General features: G+C 71.2%; 21 protein-coding genes and 1 tRNA gene. 12 read left to right on the top strand and 10 right to left on the bottom strand.

Features of this window, described 5'->3' with window-relative positions; all coding sequences use genetic code 11:
- Positions 1-26: 26 nt before the first annotated feature.
- Entirely contained in the window at positions 27-1,730 is a 1,704-nt protein-coding gene (locus tag FHX32_RS23040; RefSeq protein ID WP_167187051.1) for a tetratricopeptide repeat protein, read from the bottom strand.
- Positions 1,731-1,787: 57 nt separating this feature from the next.
- Positions 1,788-2,249 (bottom strand): MarR family transcriptional regulator, encoded by a 462-nt coding sequence (locus FHX32_RS23035; RefSeq protein ID WP_208419166.1) that lies wholly within the window; start codon positions 2,247-2,249, stop codon positions 1,788-1,790.
- A 49-nt stretch (positions 2,250-2,298) separates the two neighbouring features.
- Here FHX32_RS23035 and FHX32_RS23030 point away from each other — a divergent pair, with 49 nt between their 5' ends.
- Both FHX32_RS23030 and FHX32_RS23025 read left to right on the top strand, forming a co-directional pair.
- Positions 2,299-2,820, top strand: coding sequence for a VOC family protein (locus tag FHX32_RS23030; RefSeq protein WP_167187045.1), 522 nt, complete (start codon positions 2,299-2,301; stop codon positions 2,818-2,820).
- A gap of 105 nt (positions 2,821-2,925) precedes the next feature.
- On the top strand, positions 2,926-3,822 hold the full coding sequence (locus FHX32_RS23025) for a hypothetical protein (protein ID WP_167187042.1): 897 nt from the start codon (positions 2,926-2,928) through the stop codon (positions 3,820-3,822).
- Positions 3,823-3,941: 119 nt separating this feature from the next.
- Here FHX32_RS23025 and FHX32_RS23020 read toward each other — a convergent pair whose 3' ends face one another.
- The 3 genes from FHX32_RS23020 to FHX32_RS23010 all read right to left on the bottom strand — a co-directional run bounded on the left by FHX32_RS23020 (position 3,942) and on the right by FHX32_RS23010 (position 5,947).
- On the bottom strand, positions 3,942-4,121 hold the full coding sequence (locus tag FHX32_RS23020) for a DUF4236 domain-containing protein (protein WP_155333237.1): 180 nt from the start codon (positions 4,119-4,121) through the stop codon (positions 3,942-3,944).
- A 316-nt stretch (positions 4,122-4,437) separates the two neighbouring features.
- Positions 4,438-4,956: a GNAT family N-acetyltransferase gene (locus tag FHX32_RS23015; RefSeq protein WP_167187039.1), complete on the bottom strand. Its 519-nt coding sequence runs from the start codon at positions 4,954-4,956 to the stop codon at positions 4,438-4,440.
- Positions 4,957-5,047: 91 nt separating this feature from the next.
- Positions 5,048-5,947, bottom strand: coding sequence for a helix-turn-helix domain-containing protein (locus tag FHX32_RS23010; protein ID WP_167187037.1), 900 nt, complete (start codon positions 5,945-5,947; stop codon positions 5,048-5,050).
- Positions 5,948-6,222: 275 nt separating this feature from the next.
- Here FHX32_RS23010 and FHX32_RS23005 point away from each other — a divergent pair, with 275 nt between their 5' ends.
- Entirely contained in the window at positions 6,223-6,999 is a 777-nt protein-coding gene (locus FHX32_RS23005; RefSeq protein WP_167187035.1) for a RhlG family 3-oxoacyl-ACP reductase, read from the top strand.
- A 103-nt stretch (positions 7,000-7,102) separates the two neighbouring features.
- On the opposite strand, the gene FHX32_RS23000 is transcribed toward FHX32_RS23005, so the two are convergent.
- Complete coding sequence (locus tag FHX32_RS23000) at positions 7,103-7,534, bottom strand: SsgA family sporulation/cell division regulator (RefSeq protein WP_007457244.1); 432 nt, start codon at positions 7,532-7,534, stop codon at positions 7,103-7,105.
- A gap of 304 nt (positions 7,535-7,838) precedes the next feature.
- Between FHX32_RS23000 and FHX32_RS22995 the strand changes: the two genes are divergently transcribed.
- Positions 7,839-8,393 carry a TIGR02611 family protein gene (locus FHX32_RS22995; protein WP_486481277.1) on the top strand — a complete coding sequence of 185 codons (555 nt, stop codon included), beginning with the start codon at positions 7,839-7,841 and terminating at the stop codon, positions 8,391-8,393.
- Between the two features lie 50 nt (positions 8,394-8,443).
- Positions 8,444-8,515: transfer RNA gene (locus FHX32_RS22990), tRNA-Val, on the top strand.
- A gap of 317 nt (positions 8,516-8,832) precedes the next feature.
- Here FHX32_RS22990 and FHX32_RS22985 read toward each other — a convergent pair.
- The 3 genes from FHX32_RS22985 to FHX32_RS22975 form a co-directional block, all read right to left on the bottom strand.
- Positions 8,833-9,573 carry a 5-formyltetrahydrofolate cyclo-ligase gene (locus FHX32_RS22985; protein WP_167187031.1) on the bottom strand — a complete coding sequence of 247 codons (741 nt, stop codon included), beginning with the start codon at positions 9,571-9,573 and terminating at the stop codon, positions 8,833-8,835.
- A 10-nt stretch (positions 9,574-9,583) separates the two neighbouring features.
- On the bottom strand, positions 9,584-10,774 hold the full coding sequence (locus FHX32_RS22980; protein WP_167187029.1) for a helix-turn-helix domain-containing protein: 1,191 nt from the start codon (positions 10,772-10,774) through the stop codon (positions 9,584-9,586).
- A 396-nt stretch (positions 10,775-11,170) separates the two neighbouring features.
- The gene (locus FHX32_RS22975) at positions 11,171-12,373 is read right to left on the bottom strand and encodes an IS110 family RNA-guided transposase (protein ID WP_167187026.1); all 1,203 of its coding nucleotides are present in this window, start codon (positions 12,371-12,373) and stop codon (positions 11,171-11,173) included.
- A 234-nt stretch (positions 12,374-12,607) separates the two neighbouring features.
- Between FHX32_RS22975 and amcA the strand changes: the two genes are divergently transcribed.
- The 3 genes from amcA to FHX32_RS22965 are packed head-to-tail and all read left to right on the top strand — an operon-like array spanning position 12,608 to position 13,476.
- Positions 12,608-12,754, top strand: coding sequence for a multiple cyclophane-containing RiPP AmcA (gene amcA / locus FHX32_RS35365; protein WP_486481276.1), 147 nt, complete (start codon positions 12,608-12,610; stop codon positions 12,752-12,754).
- On the top strand, positions 12,754-13,095 hold the full coding sequence (locus FHX32_RS22970) for a hypothetical protein (RefSeq protein WP_167187023.1): 342 nt from the start codon (positions 12,754-12,756) through the stop codon (positions 13,093-13,095). The genes amcA and FHX32_RS22970 overlap by 1 nt, the downstream gene beginning before the upstream one ends.
- 30 nt (positions 13,096-13,125) lie before the next feature.
- Positions 13,126-13,476 carry a hypothetical protein gene (locus tag FHX32_RS22965; RefSeq protein WP_167186421.1) on the top strand — a complete coding sequence of 117 codons (351 nt, stop codon included), beginning with the start codon at positions 13,126-13,128 and terminating at the stop codon, positions 13,474-13,476.
- A 155-nt stretch (positions 13,477-13,631) separates the two neighbouring features.
- Here the strand turns inward: FHX32_RS22965 and FHX32_RS22960 are convergent, their stop codons facing one another.
- Positions 13,632-14,519, bottom strand: coding sequence for a hypothetical protein (locus FHX32_RS22960; protein WP_167187020.1), 888 nt, complete (start codon positions 14,517-14,519; stop codon positions 13,632-13,634).
- A 231-nt stretch (positions 14,520-14,750) separates the two neighbouring features.
- Here FHX32_RS22960 and FHX32_RS22955 point away from each other — a divergent pair, with 231 nt between their 5' ends.
- The 4 genes from FHX32_RS22955 (at position 14,751) to FHX32_RS22940 (ending at position 18,968) form a co-directional block, all read left to right on the top strand.
- Positions 14,751-16,112, top strand: coding sequence for an IS4 family transposase (locus FHX32_RS22955; RefSeq protein WP_486480865.1), 1,362 nt, complete (start codon positions 14,751-14,753; stop codon positions 16,110-16,112).
- 192 nt (positions 16,113-16,304) lie between these two features.
- Positions 16,305-16,628: an NADH-quinone oxidoreductase subunit A gene (locus tag FHX32_RS22950; RefSeq protein ID WP_208419164.1), complete on the top strand. Its 324-nt coding sequence runs from the start codon at positions 16,305-16,307 to the stop codon at positions 16,626-16,628.
- On the top strand, positions 16,619-18,037 hold the full coding sequence (locus tag FHX32_RS22945) for a hypothetical protein (protein WP_167187014.1): 1,419 nt from the start codon (positions 16,619-16,621) through the stop codon (positions 18,035-18,037). Before FHX32_RS22950 ends, FHX32_RS22945 begins: the two co-directional genes overlap by 10 nt.
- Positions 18,030-18,968, top strand: coding sequence for an NADH-quinone oxidoreductase subunit H (locus FHX32_RS22940; RefSeq protein WP_167187011.1), 939 nt, complete (start codon positions 18,030-18,032; stop codon positions 18,966-18,968). The genes FHX32_RS22945 and FHX32_RS22940 overlap by 8 nt, the downstream gene beginning before the upstream one ends.
- The last annotated feature ends 1 nt before the right edge of the window (position 18,969 follow it).

Raw genomic sequence — 18,969 nt, 5'->3', positions numbered from 1 at the left:
GGCTAGGTGCCGGATCCGCCGGGTGGTCAGCGGCGGCGGGTGCAGACCTGCTCGGCGCGGGCGACGGTGTCGGTGGACCAGACCACGGCGACCGTGAAGCAGTAGTCGGTGCTGCGGTTCAGGCCGTAGACGACGAAGCTGGTGGTGCCCGCGGGCAGGTCGGCGAAGGCGGTCTGGGCCTGGCCCGCCCGGCCACCGGAGATCACCACCGGCCCCTCGCCGCCGGCCGGGTAGGTCCAGCTCAGCGCGACGTTGTCCCGGTTGTCCCGCAGGGTGACCGCGCCGGGCGGGGTGCCGGGTGGGGCCGCCGCGACGCCGGTCGGCGAGGGGGTGGCCGGTGCGGCGGTGCTCGGCGCGGCGGAGGTGGCCGGCCCGCCGCTGGCGGCCGGGGCGGTCGGGGCGGCGCCGCCGTCCATCCGGGACACCCCGGCGATGACCGCCGCGGTGCCGAGCAGCACCACGGCGACGCCCGCGACGACGAGCAGCAGCAGCCGGTTGGTACGCCGGCCCGGCGGCCGGTGCACCGGCACGGGCAGCAGCGGTGACGGCGGGTACGGCGGTTCGTCGTGCCGGGGCACCCGGCGCACCCCGTCCGCCTCGTCGACCGGTCCGCCGGCCAGGGTGACCACCGACGGCGGCACCGCGCTGCCCGGCCCGTCGTCCGGGCCCTGCTCCGGGGGCCACCAGCCCTGCTCCGCGGTGGCGGTCGAGCCGTCCAGCGGCTGCCGGGGCGTCGGCACCGGTGGGTCGGCGGCCTCCGCCGGCGTGGATTCCTCGTCCGGCTGCCAGCCGGCGGGGTGGTAGCCACCCGAGGGGTGGTAACCCTCGGGCGGGTGCTGGCCGCCGGTCGAGGGGTGCCAGCCCTCCGGGGGGTGCCAGTCCTGCGCCGGGTGCTCACCCGACGGGGGCCAGTCCTGCGCCGGGTCCTCGCCGGGCGGGGGCCAGTCCTGCGGCGGCTCGGCCGGTCCGTCGCCGGGCGGCGGGGTGCGCGCGGCCGGCACGACCGGGCCGTCGCGGGTCACCGGGGCGGTCTCGGCGCAGACGTGGTCCGGGTTCGCCGCCGCCCGGGCCAGCGTGGCCACCTGCGCGGCCAGCGGGTCGTCCGCGGGCAGGTGCTGGCGGCAGAGCTCGCGGGCCAACGCCAGGTTGTCGTGCGCCTCGGCGAACTGCCCGCAGTCGCGCTGCATCGCGCCGAGCCGGGCGAGCATCTTGATGCCGCTCGGGTGCCCGTCGCCGTACACCTCGCGGTGCAGCTCCCAGGCGTCCTGGAGCCGGTTCCGGGCCACCTGGCACTGGCCGCGGGCGTACTCCACGGTGGCCAGGTCGGCGTGCGCGGCGAGCACCCGCAGCGACTCCGGGCCGTCCAGGGCGGTCAGCTCGATGATGACCTCCTGGTAGAGCCGGGCCGCGCGGGACCAGCTGCCGACCCGGTGCAGCACCGCCGCCAGAGTGGCCGCGGCGGCCACTGTGCGCTGGTCGGAGCGGCCGTGCAACCGGGTGGTGGCCGCGTACGCGAAGGCGGCCCAGCCCCGGGCCGAGTGCGGTTCGCCGAGGGCGACCAGCACCCGGGCCTGCAGGCTGGCAGCCTCGGCCAGCTCGGGCGTGGCGTTGGCCGGTCGCGGGTCGGCCTCGGTCAGCGCGTCGGCGAGCAGCCGCTGGGCGCCGGCGAGGTCGCCGGCGGACACCAGGTGGTGCGCCTGGTCAGTCAGTTCACCGAAGCCGGAGGGCACGCCCCATCGTGCTCAACCGACGACGGTAAGTACAAGTCCCGCGCCGGAGCGGTTCGGTCAGGAACCGGTCAGGTGGTCGGCCAGCGTCTCGCTGATCCGGCGTAGCTGGTCGACCTGGGCCGGGGTCAGCGCGTCGAACAGGTGCCGGCGTACCCCCTCGACGTGCCCGGGCGCGGCGGCGGCGAGGGCGGCGTACCCCGCCTCGGTGAGCAGCGCGATCTGCCCGCGCCGGTCGGTCGGGCACTCCTCGCGGCGCACCCACCCGGCCGCCTCCATCCGGGACACCGCGTGCGAGAGCCGGCTGCGCGAGGCGCCGCTCGCCTCGGCCAGCTCGCTCATCCGCAGCCGGCGCCCGGGCGCCTCGGAGAGCCGGACCAGGATCTCGTAGTACGCGTGCGGCATCCCGGCGTCGCGTTGCAGCTCGCGGTCGAGCGTCTCCATCAGCGCCCGGGAGGCGGTCAGGAACGCCCGCCAGGTACGCTGCTCGTCCGGGTCCAGCCAGCGGGTCATGACGCCCATCATAGCCCGGTAGTTGAAGGCTCAACTAAATCGCGCTAGCGTCGGGGGCATGGGAATCCACCGCCTCAACCACGCCGTCCTCTACGTCAGTGACCTCGCCCGCAGCGTCGCCTTCTACCGGGACGTGCTGGGCTTCCGCCCGGTGGCGATGACTCCGGACGGCTTCCGGGGCGCCACCTTCCTCCAGGCGCCCGACTCCACCAACGACCACGACCTCGGCCTGTTCGAGATCGGCGCCGGCGCCGGCCGCTCCGCCGCCGGCCGCGGCACCGTCGGCCTCTACCACCTGGCCTGGGAGGTGGACACGCTGGACGAACTGGCCGCCACCGCCCAGCGGCTGGCCGCCGCCGGCGCCCTGGTCGGCACCTCCGACCACGGCACCACCAAGAGCCTCTACGGTCAGGACCCGGACGGCCTGGAGTTCGAGATCGTCTGGCTGGTACCGGCCGACCGGCTCGACGACGCCGCGCTGGCCGCCCGGAAGCGGATCGGCCGGTTGGACCTGGACGCCGAGCGGCAGCGCTACGGCGGCCAGACCCGCGGCGGAGTGGGCATCTCCATCCCCGCCTGAACCTGCGGGGTCGGGGTTGCCCCGCCTGAAGCTGCGGCGGGGTCCGCCCGACGCCGGGACGGGCCGGGCCGCCCGCCGGGCGCCGCGGTGCGGTAGAACGGCAGCATGCCGACCGATGCAGTGCTGCGCGAGTTGCTCGTCCGACACCTGGAGCACTGGTTGCCGGGGGCGCTGCACCGCGCCCGCCGGGCCACCGTCGCCTGCGCGTACGCGGGGGACGACGCGGGCGGGGCCGAGGCCGCGCTGCGGGTGGTCGCCGAGTACGCCGACCGGCTGCGCGGCCGCCGGCTGACCGTGCTGGTGCTGGCCGAGGGCGGCGAGGACCTGCCGGCCCGGCTCGGCCCCGTCGAGGCGGAACTGCCGGCCGAGGTGGCCGTGCATGTGGTACCCGGCCCGCCCGCCCGGTTGCCGGTCGCGCTCAAGGCGGCCGGGACGGCCGGCGCGCCCGCCCTGTCGTTCGTGGACGACCCGGCCGCGCCGGACCCGGCCGTGCTGGCCGCCGCGGCCACCGGGCGTCCGGCCGAGCTGCTGCTGCTGACCGCTGCCGACGTGCCGACCCGGGACGCGCTGGGCAGCGCCGGCTTCCCGCTGGTGACCGAGGTCGACCTGGTGCCGGTCGACGGTGCACCGGCGCGGCGGCTCGCCTTCGCCACCGGGTCGGACAAGAGCCTGGAGGCGTTCAAGGAGGCGCTCTGGGCGGTCGACGAGTTCGCCGGCGTCCGCTACCGCGACCCGGCCGACCCCGCCGGGCGGCTGCTGGACATCGCGCTGGACCCCGAGCCCGGGCCGCTGCGCCGGGAACTGCTGGCCGAGCTGCACCGCGCCGGCCCCCGTACGGTCACCGAGCTGCGCCGGCACGCGCTCACCTCGACCGTCTACCGCTCGGCCGACGCCGTCCGGGCGCTGACCGGGTTGCTGCACTCCGGGGCGGTCAGCCGCGATCCGGAACACGGCCGGCTCGGCGGCGACGTCGTCATAGCCGCCGTCGATCCGCCGGCCTGACCGCCGCCGCGCTGCTGACCTGCGCGCAGCAGGCGCGGTGGTGGAGCGGTAACGGGCCCGGACGCCGAGCGGGGTGCCGGTCGGGCCGGCCACCGGCACCCCGCGCGACGCCCGGAAGGTCAGGTCCGGGACTTGTCCTGCTTCCAGGAGAGCGGGCCGGGCAGGTCGACCCGGTGCGCCCTGGCCCGGGAGTTCCAGGACCAGCGACCGATCTTGATGCTCCAGGACGAGAACCCGTTCTCGGTGAAGTTCAGGATGATCGGCCCGTACTTCTTGCGCTTGCGGAACATCAGACCCATCGCGGGGCTCCCTTCGTCACCATTCCCTGCCGTGTCCAAACCGAACATTGCCCGGACGCGCGATTCGCGAAACCCGGTGCCGTCCGCCCTGGACGGTGACGTCGATGGTGAACCCTGCGCGGCAACCCGCCAGGACGGCGGCGTGACCGGCTCGACCAGACCGGGTGCACCTGTTGTCGTCCCAGCGACAACAGATGCACCCGAACGAGCGGCCGGTTCAGCGCGGCGGAGACCGCCGCCGGCTGGAGGCGAGCCGGGTGCTGGCGGCGGGTGGGGCGAGACGGAAACGGCCCGCGGTGTCGTGGTGCCGCGCGGCTCAGCTCGCCGGGGCGGGCCTGTCGACGGCGAGGACCCGGGTGATGCTGCCGTCGTCCTCGACGATGTCGCGCTCGTGGGCGAAGCCCAGCTTGCCGAGCAGCGCCAGCGAGGCGTGGTTGGCGTCGGCGACCGTCGCGTACACCCGGGGCAGGTCGAGGGTGTCGAAGCCGTACCGGACCAGGGCCCGGGCCAGCTCGGTGCCGAGGCCGCCGCCCCACGCCGGCTTGGCCAGCGCGTAGATGATCTCGTGGCCGGCCACCTGGTCGGTCCGCTTGATCTCGGCGTGCCCGACGTACCGGCCATCGCGGCGCACCGCCCACACGTCGAACAGGTCCGCCGCGTACACCTTGCTGAAGACCCGGCCGAAGAGCGCGCCGGCCTCCTCGGCGGTGAGTGGTCCGTCGCCCATGAACCGCCCGACCTCCGGGTCGGTGAACAAGGTGACGAAGTCCTCGGCGTCGTCCGGCTGGTAGGGCTCCAGCAGCAGCCGGTCGGTGTGCAGGGTGGGGGTGGGCATCAGCCGGGTCTCCCTGGGCGGTCGGGTGGGGCGGCGGTCAACGTACGCGCCCGGGCGGGGCGGTGACCACCGGAAAATCTCCCGCCCGCCGTCAGGCCGGGCCGGCGCCGGTGAGCGGGTCGGCGGGCGGGCGGGGGCGGATGACCGGCCCCGGTACGGGTTGCTCGCGGGCGGCCCGGAACGCGCCCGGGCTCACCCCGACCTCGCGGGTGAAGAACCGGCCGAAGTTGGTCGGCTCGGAGAAGCCGAGCCGGCGACCGATCCGGGCGATCGGCTCGTCGGTGGCCGCCAGCAGCCGGCTGGCCTGTAGGGCGACCCGCTCGTCGACCACCTGCTTGGCGCTGCGCCCGGTGACCGCGAGGCAGGCGCGGGTGAGCGTGCGGACCGAACAGCCCAACCGGTCGGCGTAGTCCTCGACCCGGCGGGTGTGCTGGTAGCCGCGCTCGATCTCCCGGCAGAGCCGATGGAAGGTGGCAGTCTCGGCGCGCGGCGCCGGCCGGTCGGTCGGCAGCAGCGCCAGCCGGATCAGCAGCACGGCGAGCTGGTGGCGGAGCAGGGCGCGGGCGGCCGGCACGCCGCGGTGCCGCTGGCAGTCCACCAAGAGCTGGCTGACCTCGGTGATCACCGCGTCCTCGTCCTCGCCGGCCAGTTGCAGCCAGGTCGGCATCGCGTCCGGGTCGACGTCGAGCCCGCGCAGCGCGTCGGCCCGCCAGCGCACCACGGTGGCGTCGAGGTTCGCCCCGGCACAGCGGAGCACCTGCCCGGCGTGCACCCGGAGCAGCGTGCCGGGCCGGCACGGCAGCGCCCGGAAGTCCACCTCGGCGGTGCCGTGTCCGCCTGTGGTCAGTACGAGCAGTTCCCGCTCCAGCAGCACCGGCCGCCGCCAACCGGGGCCCGGCGCGAGGTCATCCAGGGTGAGAGTGTCGATCTCGGCGGGGCAGGACGCACCGGTGGGATACGACGCAGGGGAGAGCTGACCGGAAGGGACCATCGCCTGCGACGGTAGCCCGCGCCGCCGGTTGCCGCACCTCGACGGCGTGGCGTGCGGCCAGGCTCCTTTGGGTGCCCGACCTCCCGCCCCGGCGCCGTACCCCGCCCCGCCACGGTCAGACAGCGACGCGCGTGCCCGGAAGGCGGGGCCATTCCCGCGCGGAAGGGCACTCTTTCGGAGAAAGCGCGCGGATCGTGGCGGAGGGCGGGGGTTGTCCGGCGTCTGGGGGAGGGTTACGTTACCGAGCGGTAGCGGCGACGGGCGATGGGATGGGCATGACGGATCTGTTCTCGGTCGACGGCAAGACGGTCCTGGTCACCGGTGGCTCGCGGGGGATCGGCCTGATGATCGCCCAGGGCTTCGTCCGGGCCGGCGCACGCGTGATCATCTCGTCCCGCAAGGCCGACGTCTGCGAGCGGGTCGCCAAAGAGCTGTCGGCCGAGGGGCGCTGCGAGGCGATCCCCGCCGACCTGAGCCACGACGCCGGCGCCGAGGGCCTCGCGGCGGCCGTCCGGGACCGGGTCGACCGGCTCGACGTGCTGGTCAACAACGCCGGCGCGACCTGGGGCGCGCCGCTGGAGGCGTACCCGGAGAGCGCGTTCGACAAGCTCTGGGCGGTCAACGTGAAGGCCGTCTTCCGGCTCACCACCGCGCTGCTGCCCACGCTGCGGGCCTCCGCCAGCGCCGACGACCCGGCCCGGGTGATCAACATCGGCTCGATCGACGGCATCCGGGTGCCGTGGATGGAGGTGTACGCCTACTCCGCCACCAAGGCCGCCGTGCACATGCTCACCCGCAGTCTGGCCCACCAACTGGCCGGCGAGCAGATCACCGTTAACGCGATCGCGCCGGGGCCGTTCGAGAGCAAGATGATGGCGTTCGCGCTGGACGACCCGGAGTCCCGGGCCGCCATCGAGTCGCAGGTGCCGCTGGGCCGCATCGGCCGGCCGGAGGACATGGCGGGCACCGCGATCTACCTGTCGTCGCGGGCGGGGGCGTACCTGACCGGCGCGGTGATCCCGGTGGACGGGGGCATCACCACCCACGGCTGAGCCCGGCCCGCGGCGGGAGGCTGTCCGCGTACGCCCGGGTGAGCCGGAGCCGCGCGGACTCGGCAGATCCGCGCGGCCCCGTCTGGCCGGTTGTTCCGGTTTTTCAGCGACCGGCGAGCAGCCGGTTCACCGCGGTGTCGACGTCCAGGTGCTCGGCCTCGCGGCCGCGCGGGACGACGACGTAGGTCCGCCGCAGGAAGCGCACCAGGACGCTGCGTGGCACCTCGAACAGGGCGTTGCCGTCGGGCGACGACAGTGCCAGCGCGACGAAGTCGCCGCGCGGGGTGGCCCAGGGCCAGACCCGCACGTCGCCGATGCCGGCTGGCTCGTCGAGGCCGGTGACCAGCAGTTCGCGGGCGAAGGACCAGCTCACCGCCTCGCCGCCGGCCGATTCGGCGTGGAACAGGACATGGACCGCATACGGGTCAGCAGGGTCGTAGCGCAGGCTGGCACGCACCGGCAAGGCGGTGGCGTCAGGCGCGACGAGCCTTAGCGACGTCTCGACCTCTACGGTCGTCGGTCGGATGACACTCATGGACGTTCTCCCCCCGGCACCGCTGCGGAACGCGCGTGTCCCGCTTTTTCCCATACTCAGGTGCTACTCCTGGCTACGCTCCGCCATACGCTGACTTCACCCAGTGGTGGGAAGGGGGTCGGAAGAGCCGTCAGAATGTGAAAATTCATGTAGGATTTCCGGTTCTGCCCAGTGCGTGATCCCGCCCGGCATCGGGTGGTTCAGTCGTCGACTTACTCCGGTAACGTCCAGTCGTCGGAAGGGGTGACGGTTCCGCGCGACACTGGGGGTGGAAATGGTCACGAAACGATCCTCAGTGGATCCGATGGCCGCGTCGCGTCCGCCGAACGTCGCGGTCCGAGCAGCCGAACAGCGGGGGTACGGGGTGCCGATGGAACAGCACGACCGGCACGGTCGGCCGGAGGCCGGGCGCGGGGCGCCCGAGCGCGCCGGCGGCACCGCCGTGGCCGACCGGCGGCCCCGGCCGCGCTGGCGGGAGCGGGTCAGCATGACCCTGGACCTGATCCGCGCCAACCCCACCGGACGGGTCGCCCTCAAGATCTTCATCGCCATCGCCGGCGCCCTCGTGGTGACCATCGGCGTCGCCCTCATCCCGCTGCCCGGGCCGGGCTGGCTGCTGGTGATCGCCGGCCTGGGCATCTGGGCCGTGGAGTTCCACTGGGCCCGCCGGCTGCTCGGCTTCACTCGCAGGCACGTGCACGGCTGGACGCAGTGGGTGAAGCGGCAGTCACTTGGCGTACGGTTCGTGCTCGGCTCCGTCGGCCTGGTGTTCGTGGCCACGGTGGTCTGGCTGTCGCTCAAGTACAGCCTCGGCATCGACGTGGTCGCCCGGGCGCTGCACTACCTCGCGACGCACTGACCCCGGATTCGCGGGGACGGCAGCCGATCAGGTACAGTCATCCGCGCTGAGGGCGATTAGCTCAGCGGGAGAGCGCTTCGTTCACACCGAAGAGGTCACTGGTTCGATCCCAGTATCGCCCACTATGAATATAGGCAGGTAGGAAGCCCGTCACCGGAATTGCCGGTAACGGGCTTCTCCGCTGTCGCCCCTTAAATTGGGAGCAGATTGGGAGCATGGCGCTCCCGCCCTTGGATGGCCTGGCTCCCTATGGCCCTGGGCGGGCGTTCACCGGCGTGCCCTGGCTCGGATCCGTCGGTTGGCACTCCACTTGCGACCGTTTTGATCGCATCTCCCGCGGACCGCAGCAACTGGAGTTTCACCAGCTGGCCTGCTCGACCTAAGGGTTCGACGGCCAAGCCAGCGTTGATGCCCGGGAACGCTTGTTCCGACGGCCCTGCTAGGGGTTGTGCCGGGCGTCTTGCCACCTTGTGCCGCCCAGAATCGGGATGCTGTCTAGCTGATCTTGACGGAGGCCTTTCGCGATGATGCCTGCCGGTCGATCTCGATCCGCCGTGTAGGTGAGCACCTCGGTGGGGGTGATCGCAAGATCGACGTTGAAGTCGTGGCTGGCGTGGGGTAGTTCCTCGTCGAGGAGTTGGATCTGGTGGATGGTGGTGGCGATGGCGGTGCCCTTGGTGACGAGTCCAGCCTCGGTGAGGAGCGCGATCTCTAAGTCGGAGTAGCCGGCGCCCTTGCCGACCCGTACGCCGTCCCGCCGGCTGACGGCGACGCTGCCGCAGACGATCAGGTCCACCGGGTGCATGTCGTCGGGGCCGACTGTAGGGGCGACGTCTGGTGCGCCGGTGCTGGTGGCGGCAGCCTCGAACGGAGCGGTTAGAACGGTCGGGTCGAGCAGGTAGAAGGGCTTCGGCGTGGCGAGTCGGGGGACCGCCATGTAGAGCAGTTTGCCCTCTTGGAGAGCGCGTACTCGCACGGGCAGTTGGGCCCGGTCGGGATTGCACTTGATGACCCGTGCCTGCTTCCAGACATCCAACGCGGCGAGTCGGGCGGCGGCGTCTTCCTTGCCGGTGAAGTCAGGGATGTGACCGTGAACGCCGATGGGTGCGGCACCTTCGCGTTCAAGGAGATCCCAGACCCGTCGCCGAACGGACTGCTTGGCATGGCCAATGCTGGTCACGCTGCTCCTCCTACCGGGTCATGAGGGTGAACAGTCGGTCGTTGACGTCCTGGACCGAGGGCAGGTCGCGCCATGGACGCAGTTGGCGGGCCGCGGCGAAGGCGAGGTTGAGGCCACCACCAGCGCGGGTCCGCTCGATGACCTCGATGGTCTGGTGCAGGTAGGACGTGGCGGCATCAACGTCACGATGAAGGATGCCGGCAAGGGCGAGATTGCCGAGGACGACGGCGGTCGACTTGCGGCGTGCGGCGATGAGTTGCCGAGCCTCCTCCAAGGCTGTCATGGCGTCGGCCGGCTTGCCCAGAGACAGCCAGCAAGACCCCGCGAGTCGCGCGTGATGGCTCGGACAGAAAAGGGCAGCGGCCGGATCCCGACGATCTACCGAGGCGAAGTGATCTTCAGCGGCACCAAGGGCATCGAAGCAGTCCCGGGCCTGGCCGAGCATCGCGTGCGCCTCGGCACGGTGCAGTTGGGCGAGGCCCGCGATCACGTGGCTGTCGTTGCGGCTTACGCCGGCGGCGCGCGCGGTCAACGCAACGCCAGCGGTCGGCTGCTTGGTGCCGTATAGAGCGAGATAGCTCTTGCGCAGCAACGCGTTGGCCTCACTGACCGCGTCGCGGGTGTCCTGTGCGGCGCGGATCGCCTGGTCGAAGTATGCGGCGCTGGCGGCGTGGTCGTGACGCTGGGAGGCGTCCCACACGAGCTGACCCATCAGCGTGGCGGACTCGGCGACGGCTGCGGCGAGTTCACGCTGAACAAAGCCGTCGCTGCCGTGCTGGCGGAGGAAGGTTGCCTGGCCGTGTAGCTGCCCCGCCTCGGCGAGCAGAAGCGTCGAAGGCGTCCGGTCGTAGCGCTCGTCAAGGTGCTGCACACGCTCCCGTAGGTACGCAACGGTGACCAGGTCGACGCGGCGGGGGTGCCGCAGCACGTAGTTGAGACGCTCGTTGGGCGGCGACGGTGGCTGGCCGACCTCGACCAACAGGTCGGCCAGATCCTCGACCGACAGCTTGAGAGCCGCAGCCAAACGCGGTCGATGCCACGGCTGTGGATCAGTCTCTGCCCGCTCCCACCGCACGATCGTGGAGCGGTCGACGCCAAGAACTTCGGCAAGGCGTTCCTGACTCAAGCCGATCGCCTTGCGGCGCTCGGCCAGCCGATGCCGACGCTTGCCCGCGCGCCGCCCTCCTCCGCCGCTGACCATCACGGATCCATTCATCCAGCTCACGCCGTGTCGCGCAATGAGGATGCGTCAGTTCTGCGTCATTGCCGCCCTGGGAACCGCATGCCCTCGGCGATTGGATGAATACGCGGGCGGCGATCAAGCCCGACCTACCGAGCGGGGGTGCGAGGTGAGCTCCGATGAGCTAGATCGAACTGAGACAGCTGCCGAGGACAACCTCAAGCATGGATTGCTACCGCCGCATGGCACTCCCGCTCGCTTGTGGGTGATGCCCCATCTGCGTACTGCCACGAGGGCTGCGTGGGTCGGTGACCGGCGGCCTGCTTCGGGCCGCTGTGGTGCGGCGGTGGGTTCGCCGTTCCCCCGGCGGGCCCACCGCTCACCGGCTTGGAAGGGGGTGGCAGCCTAATGACTGAGTCAAGCCGCGAGAGCATGATCGAGTCGGTAGGGCTGGCGGGTGCGCAGGATGGCGTGCAGGACGTTGATGCGTCGGCGGGCCAGGGCGATGAGGGCTTGGTGGTGTCGTTTGCCTTCGGTGCGTTTGCGGTCGTAGAAGGCGCGGCTGGCCGGGTCGCGTTGCAGGGCGCAGAACGCCGACTGGTAGAAGATCCGTTTGAGGGTTTTGTCGCCGCTGGTGGCGCGGCGCAGGTAGTGGACCTTGCCGGACTGTTGGAGCACCGGTGCGAGGCCGGCGGCGGAGGCGAGTTGGTCGCCGGTGGCGAATCGGGTGATGCCGCCTGCCACGGCGAGGAACTCGGCGGTGAGGGTGGCCCCCATCCCGGGCAGGGACTGGATGAGGGCCGCGTCAGGGTGGCGGTCGAGAACGTCGTGGATGCGCGTGTCCAGGTCGGCGAGTTTGTCCCGGCACGCGAGGGTCTCGCGGGCGAGGTCTCGGACGATGTCCGCGGCGACCGCTTCGCCGGGCACGACGACGTGTTGGGCGCCGGCGGCGGTCAGTGCCTTGTCGACCAGGGCGTCGATCACCGGGGTGTTGTGCCGGCCGGTGGTGCGCAGGTACTCGGTGATGCGGCGTCGGCCGGCGCGGCGGATCTCGGTCGGGGTGACGTAGCGGGCCAACAGCGCCGTGTCGACCTTGTGGGTGGGGTTGATGACGCGTTCCAGACCGGGATGGATCGAGGCGAGCAGGTCACGCAGCCGGCCGATGCGGCGGGTCTGGTCGACCACCAGCTCCCGGCGGCGGCCCACCAGCAGTCGCAGCTCGCTGTCGGCTTCGGTGGCGGGTTCGACGGTGCGCAGTTCGTCTGCGCGCAGCCGGATCTGATCGGCGATGACCTTGGCGTCGCGCGGGTCCGACTTGTGTTCACCCCCGCGGGTGGCCCGGCGGGCCCGGTTGACCGCCAGCCCGGAGACGTGCACCAGCCGCAGGCCAGCGTCGCCCAGCATGACCTGCAGCAGGCCGGCGATGCCACCGAGCACGTCGATGGCGACCGTGGCCGGCCCATGCTCGGCTTCAGCGGCTCGAATGTCGTCAATGAGCGCCTGAATCGCCGACGGGTCGTTGTCGACCTTCCGGCTGGCCAGGACCCGTCCCGTCTCGCAGTGCACGAGCGCAGCCCAGTGGAACTCCTTGGCCACGTCCACACCAACCGCGACCGCCATCTGACTCCCTTCTCCCGTCGCGGATACGCGCATGCTCTTGCCGCCGTCAACGCCCTACACAGCGATCGATCGCAAAGCCCAATCAGCAGTCAGCAAGAGCAGACGAGACAGGCGGCGATGCCACCCTCGCCATGGTCGGCAGCCAGCATGAAAGCCATACCTGCCTCGCCCGCGTCAGCCCGTACGACTACCACCGTCGGGCTCGCTATGGAAGGTAGGGCGGCATGACGGTGTATGTCTCGCGGGGCCGATCAATCCTGCCGGCCCGAAACCCTTTCGCACGTTCCTGCGCGGCAGCAGGCCGAGCCCTCTGATCCGCCGTTGCTCACCCACGTATGGCGTCGGCTCTTTAAGCAGCAGGCCCGGGAAGGCGATAGTTGATGACAGAGGAGCAGCGCCGCGTCTTGGGGCGCCCGATCGCGGGCGAGCCCGTGGAGCATCTGCCGCTGCGCCCGCTATGGCTGTGCCGCCGGTGCGGGCAGCCATGGCCATGCGGAGCGGCGAAACTCGCTCTCGTCACCGAGTACCAGGACAACCGGGTGAGCCTGTTCCTCTACCTGGCCGGATGCCTGCACGACGCGATCGACGATCTTCACCGGCTCAACCCCGCTGAGACGGGCACCGCCGCTGGCATGTTCGACCGGTTCCTCGGCTGGCCCGCCCGCCACACCAACTCCTACGGCCTGACCACAACCAGAGCCATCGAAATCGAGGAAACGTGACCCCCAGCGGCACCGGCCGCATCAACGCGATTGGCCGGCCTGCGATCGCCGGAAGCAGTCCACAAGCTGTTCGCGCAGCCGATTAGTTCTTGGAACCTCGACCGCGACTACTGCTGCCTGCCCGACCCGCAGGTTCCGGGCTTCATGAGTTTTCTCGGGTCGGACAGGAGACTCTCTACTGCGCGTGATCCAGACGGCCCGGAACCTCACGGCATGGTCTCCACGGCGACCTGCGGCCGTATCTCAGTCTCGAACACGGTTAGCTGGGACTGGTCGATGCGCGGGGTCGTGGCGCTCGCGTTGATCCTGGATCTCGCAGCGCAGTACGGGCTGACGATCTACGACCCGCAGGGCGATGAGGTGACCCGACCTCACCGTTGATGTCTGAGTACGGGCGGCGCAGGTGGCTGTCGGATCGGCAGCGAACACCAGTTGCAGGAGAGCGGAAAGGGCGCAGGGCAGCAAGTACGTACAGCAGCCGGCTGGCGGCGGTCACTCGCCGGGGTCGGCCGCTCGGCGGGGCGATTGCGCCGTGGTTACCGTGAGTGGTTTGAGGCTGGCTCGGTCAGCCGCCCGGGATCTCGACCGCGTGGGCCAGGACATCGGAGTCTGGGCCCGCACGTCGACGGGTAGGTGAGGTGCACACCGCGGTACAGGATCCATCGCCAGGTGGGATCCTCGTCAGAGGTGAGGTTTTCGGCCCGGGTGATCGCTTGAGTTTTGGTCGCCGGGTTCCAACCGATCGCGAGCGTCTCGCGTCGCACCGGCGCCGGGTAACGCCTGCCGCCGGGGGTGGCGACGCCCCAGAGCTGGTTGATGAACTCAGCAAGGTCGCGCAGACCGAAGGTTGCCTCGACCGGGGTGCAGATGTGGCGCGGCCGGGCGTGGCTGAGGCGGTTGCGCATCCTGACGATCAGCTCCTCGTGCCGTCGGACGCGTTGCCCCCGCAGGAGCCGGTGGTCGCGCGCCCACCCGAGCAGGTCGGTGAGCATGCCGCGGAAGCGCGCTAGCTTGCCGTCGCTGGAGGGCAGATAGAGATGGTCCTTACGGAGCCGCTCGGTGATGTCGTCGTATCGGTCGCTGGTCAGCGGCTGCGGTCGGCCGTCCTTGTCGGTGAACGGCACTGCCCGTCCCCGGTAGAACTCGGTGAACCGGGCACGCAGGGCGGGCTCGTAGAGACCGATGGCGTCGTCGGCGACGTCGGTGAACTGCTCGTAGTCGAGCACGCCGAGGCCGTGCTTGTGGCGAAGCCGCTCGAAGCTGTTCCGCAGGTCGGCCGGCACGGCTTCGGTCAGCACGGCGTCGGCGATCTGTGAACGCTGAAACGCGAGGGCGTCGTCCTGGTGCAGCATCCCACCGAGGCTTAGCCCCATCGAAGTGAAGCGCAGTGTGCGCTCGTCCGGCTTCGTCAACTCAGTGAACATTCTTACCTTCCGCCTCCTCCACGACGGGCAACATTGTCCTGGAGAGGGGGCACGCCGGCATTCCATATTCGAGGGATAGGCCCAATGCCGGGTAGTTAAGCGCGGCGGTGGCTGGTCAAGAGGGCGTGTTGGTGCAGGTACCGGCAGCGGGACTCCGGTAGAGAGGTACGTCCGCCAAGACATGCCTTACCGCCGGGAGTCCCGCTGTCTGTTCAGTCTGTCATTACGCGTGTGGTCCGGGTCGGGGCAGGTCCGTTCGCGCCGGGTCATTTGGGTGAGCTGACCCAGCAGGTGCCGTTCGAGATGATCGATGCGGTTCTCGCGCAGGTCCGCTGTACCCAGCGGCGGGTGCGGGATCTGCCTTCGCGGGTGGTGGTGTATCTGCTGTTGGCGGGCTGTTTGTTCACCGAGTTGGGGTATCGGCAGGTGTGGCAGCGGCTGGTCGCCGGTCTCGATGGGCTGCCGGTCGCGGACCCGAGCGAGGCCGCGTTGACCAAGGCCCGCCGCCGGGTCGGTCCGGCGCCGTTGCGGGCGTTGTTCGATCTGCTGCGCGGGCCGGCGGCCAGTCTGGCCGGGCCGGTACGCTGGCGCGGCCTGCTGGTCTGCGCGATCGACGGCACCACGCTGAGCGTCGCGGACAGCGCGGCGAACCTGGCCCGGTTCAGCAAGCAGCGCGGGGGCCGCACGGGCGGGTCCAGCTATCCGATGCTGCGGCTGGTCACGGTCATGGCGTGCGGTACCCGGTCGGTGATGGACGCGGTGTTCGGGCCGATCACCGCCGGGGAGAGCACCTACGCCAAGGATCTGCTCGCCCGGCTGCCCGCCGGGGTGCTGCTGCTGGCCGACCGTAACTTCGCCGCCGGGCACCTACTCAAGCTCGTGACCGGCCGCCAGGCGCACCTGCTGGTGCGGGCCAAGACCGGCCGCGGCGGCCCGAAGATGCCGGTCCTGCACCGCTGGCGGGACGGCTCCTACCGATCGGTGTTCGGTGGCCAGCCGGTCCGGGTCATCGACGCCGAGATCAGCATCGCCACCAAGACTGGCACGGTCACCGGCATCTACCGCCTGATCACCACGCTGCTGGACCCGGACGCCTACCCGGCCACCGCGATGCTGCGGCTGTATCACGAGCGGTGGGAGATCGAGACCGCCTACTTGGAGATCAAGTCCAGCATCCTCGGCGGCCGGGTGTTACGGGCCCGGACCCCGGCCGGCGTCGACCAGGAAATCCACGCTCTGCTGGTCACCTACCAGATCTTGCGCACCGCGATGACCGACGCCACCAACAGCCAGACCGGCACCGACCCCGACCGGGCCAGCTTCACCATCGCCCTCAACGCCGCCCGTGATCAGGTCGTCCACGCCGCCGGCGTCATCGCCGGCACCGTCATCGACCTGGTCGGCAAGATCGGCCGTCTCGTCCTGGACAACCTGCTGCCTGAGCGGCGGCTACGCGTCAACGCCCGCACCGTCAAACGAGCGATCTCCAAATACAACGCCCGCGGCCCGAACATCGACCGACGCACCTACCAAGCCACCCTCAGCCTCAACATCCTCGCCGGACCTGCCTTGACGACCAGCCCAGACCCTTAACTACCCGGCATTGCCGCTAGCCCCAGAACCGCTCGCTTCCGCACCTCTACGCACTGGCGGGGTTGAACGAACCGCACAAGGGTCGTAACCCGGACACGCGACGCGGGTGCCGACGGCACGGGTAGAAAGACCGTATTGACCTGCAAAACGGGAGGGATCAGCGGAGGCGGCATGTTTTCAGGAGCAGCGGGCATGGCGCTGGTCGCGTCCCTGATCGTTGCGGGACTGTACCTGGCCCACCGGTTGGCGGCGGTCGCCACTGACCCGTTGACGGTCCTGCCGTTCCAGTCCGGCTGGCAGCCTCAAGAGCATGCTCTGTCCAGGTACCACGTCCGCTGGTACCTGGCGACCCTGCTGTTCCTCGCCTTCGACGTGGAGATGCTGTTCATGTACCCGTGGGCGGTCGTCGTCGCTGAACTCGGAGTCACGGCGGTCGTCGAGATGTTCCTGTTCCTTGGCGCCGTCTTCGTGGCGGTGTTGTGGGCCTGGCGGGAGGGAGCCCTCAGATGGGCATGACCGATGCCATCGCCCGGTCCGCGGTCCGCCACGCGCACGTCCTGGTGGTGGAGGTGCCCGGGTACTGGCTGACCCGCGTGGCCGTCGAACGGCATGTCCTGGCGCGCTGCTGGCGGCTAGCCGCGTCACCCGCGGACGCGGACGTCCTGGCGGTCTGCGGTATCCCCGGCCCGGAACTGACGCAGCTGGTGACGCGGCTGTGGGACCAGATGCCCGGACCACGAAGCCGTGTCCACGTGGCCAGCCCGGACGCGGTGCTGCCCGCCCTAACAACGGCCGAGGATGAGCTGCTCGACTGGGCGCGGCAACGGGCCGACAGCCGCGACCGGCCCGACGCACACCCAAGCGGATCGGAGCGGGACGAGAAGTCGACCGCCAACCACGTCGCGACGGCGTCCGGTCACGGCGAATCCGGTCCGCACGCCGATCACGACGCACCGGAACCAGCTCCTCACGCCAACCGTGACCAGCACCCCGGTCATGATCAGCACGGCGGGATGCGTCATGGGCAGCACGCGGGCCGCCACGACCGCACGATCGGCGAGGACGTCGCTAGTCACGGCGGCACGGATCCGGCCACGCAGACAGGGCATGACATGCACGGCGGGCCCAGTCACGGCGGACATACCGGTGACGGCGCCATGAAACACGGGGACATCGACCACGCAGGCATGGGTCACGGGGCAATGAGCCACGCCGACATGGGCCACGAAGGCATGGAGATGGCCCCGGCCGGCATCCCGCTGGCGCGGGGCGGCGAGGACCGCGACGGCTTGGAGCTGGACGCCCTGCACATGCAGCTGGGCCCCGTGCTTGCGTACTGGCCGGCGGGCCTGATCCTGCGCTGCACGCTGCAGGGGGACGTGATCGTCGACGCCGAGGCCCGCCTGATCGACGCCGACGTCGCTCCCGCCCATGACCCTGTGCCGTTTGACCAGTTCCACCGGGCGGCCCGGCGGTGCGACAACGCCATGAATCTGCTGGCGCTCGCCGGATGGACCGATGCGGCGTCGCGCGCCCGCCGCATCCGCGACGCGCTGCTGTCCGGCCCTGAGGTCGACCGAGCCGCGGCGGACGTGGACGGGCTGTGCCGCTCGGTGCGCCGGTCCTGGTTGCTGCGCTGGTCGCTGCGGCGGTTGCGATATCTGACCGACCACGACCTCGCCCACCACGGCCTGCCCGCTCACCTGCGCGGCGACACGCGTGACCGGATGCTGGCGATGCTGCAGCAGGCCGTGACGATCCTCGCCGGGACCGCCGGCGAACTCGGCGCCGGGCACACATCGCCCACGCCGGTCGGCAGCATCCCCGAGCTAGTACGCGGACTGGACCTCGCCGCGGCGCGGCTGGTCGTGGCCAGCCTCGACCTCGATGCCCTGAGTGCCCACGGCGAGGTCAGCCGTGTCTGACTCCGCGATCACGACGGTGTCCGCTGGCTGGGCGGCAGTCGCGGCCGGGCTCCTCGGCCTGCTCGCGATCGCTGCCGCGATGCTCGACGGGGTCCTGACCGCCCGGGCGACCGGCGCCCGGTCGTCGGGGCTGAGCGCGCCGGTGGGGGAGGTGGCCCGCCTGTTGCGGCAGCGGCGACGCACGACCGTCGCGGCCGACAGCCTGCTGTGGCGCATCGGCGGGTCCGGGCTGCTGGTGATGGCGCTGATGATCGTCACTGTGGTGCCGCTGGGCAGGTGGACGCTGTTCGACCTCGACGTCGGGGTGGTCTGGTTCAACGCGATGGATGTCCTGGCGTGGGCGTTCGTGTGGCTGACCGGGTGGGGTGCCAACTCCGCGCATTCCCTCGTCGGCGGTTACCGCTTCCTGGCGCACGGGTTGGCCTACGAGCTGCCGCTGATGTTCGCGTTGGTGGCGCCCGCGGTGGCCGCGTCGAGCCTGAACGTCGGGGCGGTCGCCGCCGCGCAGGAAGACCTGTGGTTCGTGGTGTGGATGCCGGTGGCGTTCCTGGCCTACTGCCTCGGCGCGGTGGCGATCGCTGTTTGGGGGCCGTTCTCGCCGGCCCTCGGTGCGGACATCGCCGGTGGGGTCACCGCCGAGCTGTCCGGCGTCGATCGGCTGCTCTTTGCGGGGGGCCGCTACGCGGTGTTGGCCGCCGGGGCGGCGTTCGCGGTGCCGATGTTTCTCGGTGGTGGGGCCGGTCCGCTACTGCCCGGCTGGGCGTGGGTGCTGGTGAAAACGGCCGCCGTGCTCGGGGTGTTCGTGTGGCTGCGCCGCAGGCTGCCGGCCGTGCGGCCGGATCTGTTCATGGAAGTCGGCTGGGTGGTGCTGCTGCCCGCCGTGCTGGTGCAGGACCTGATTGTTGCCGTCATCGCGGTCGGAAGAGGCTGAG

The sequence above is a fragment of the Micromonospora sp. CNZ280 genome (assembly GCF_011759515.1).
This window is presented reverse-complemented; position numbering and strand designations above follow the sequence as displayed.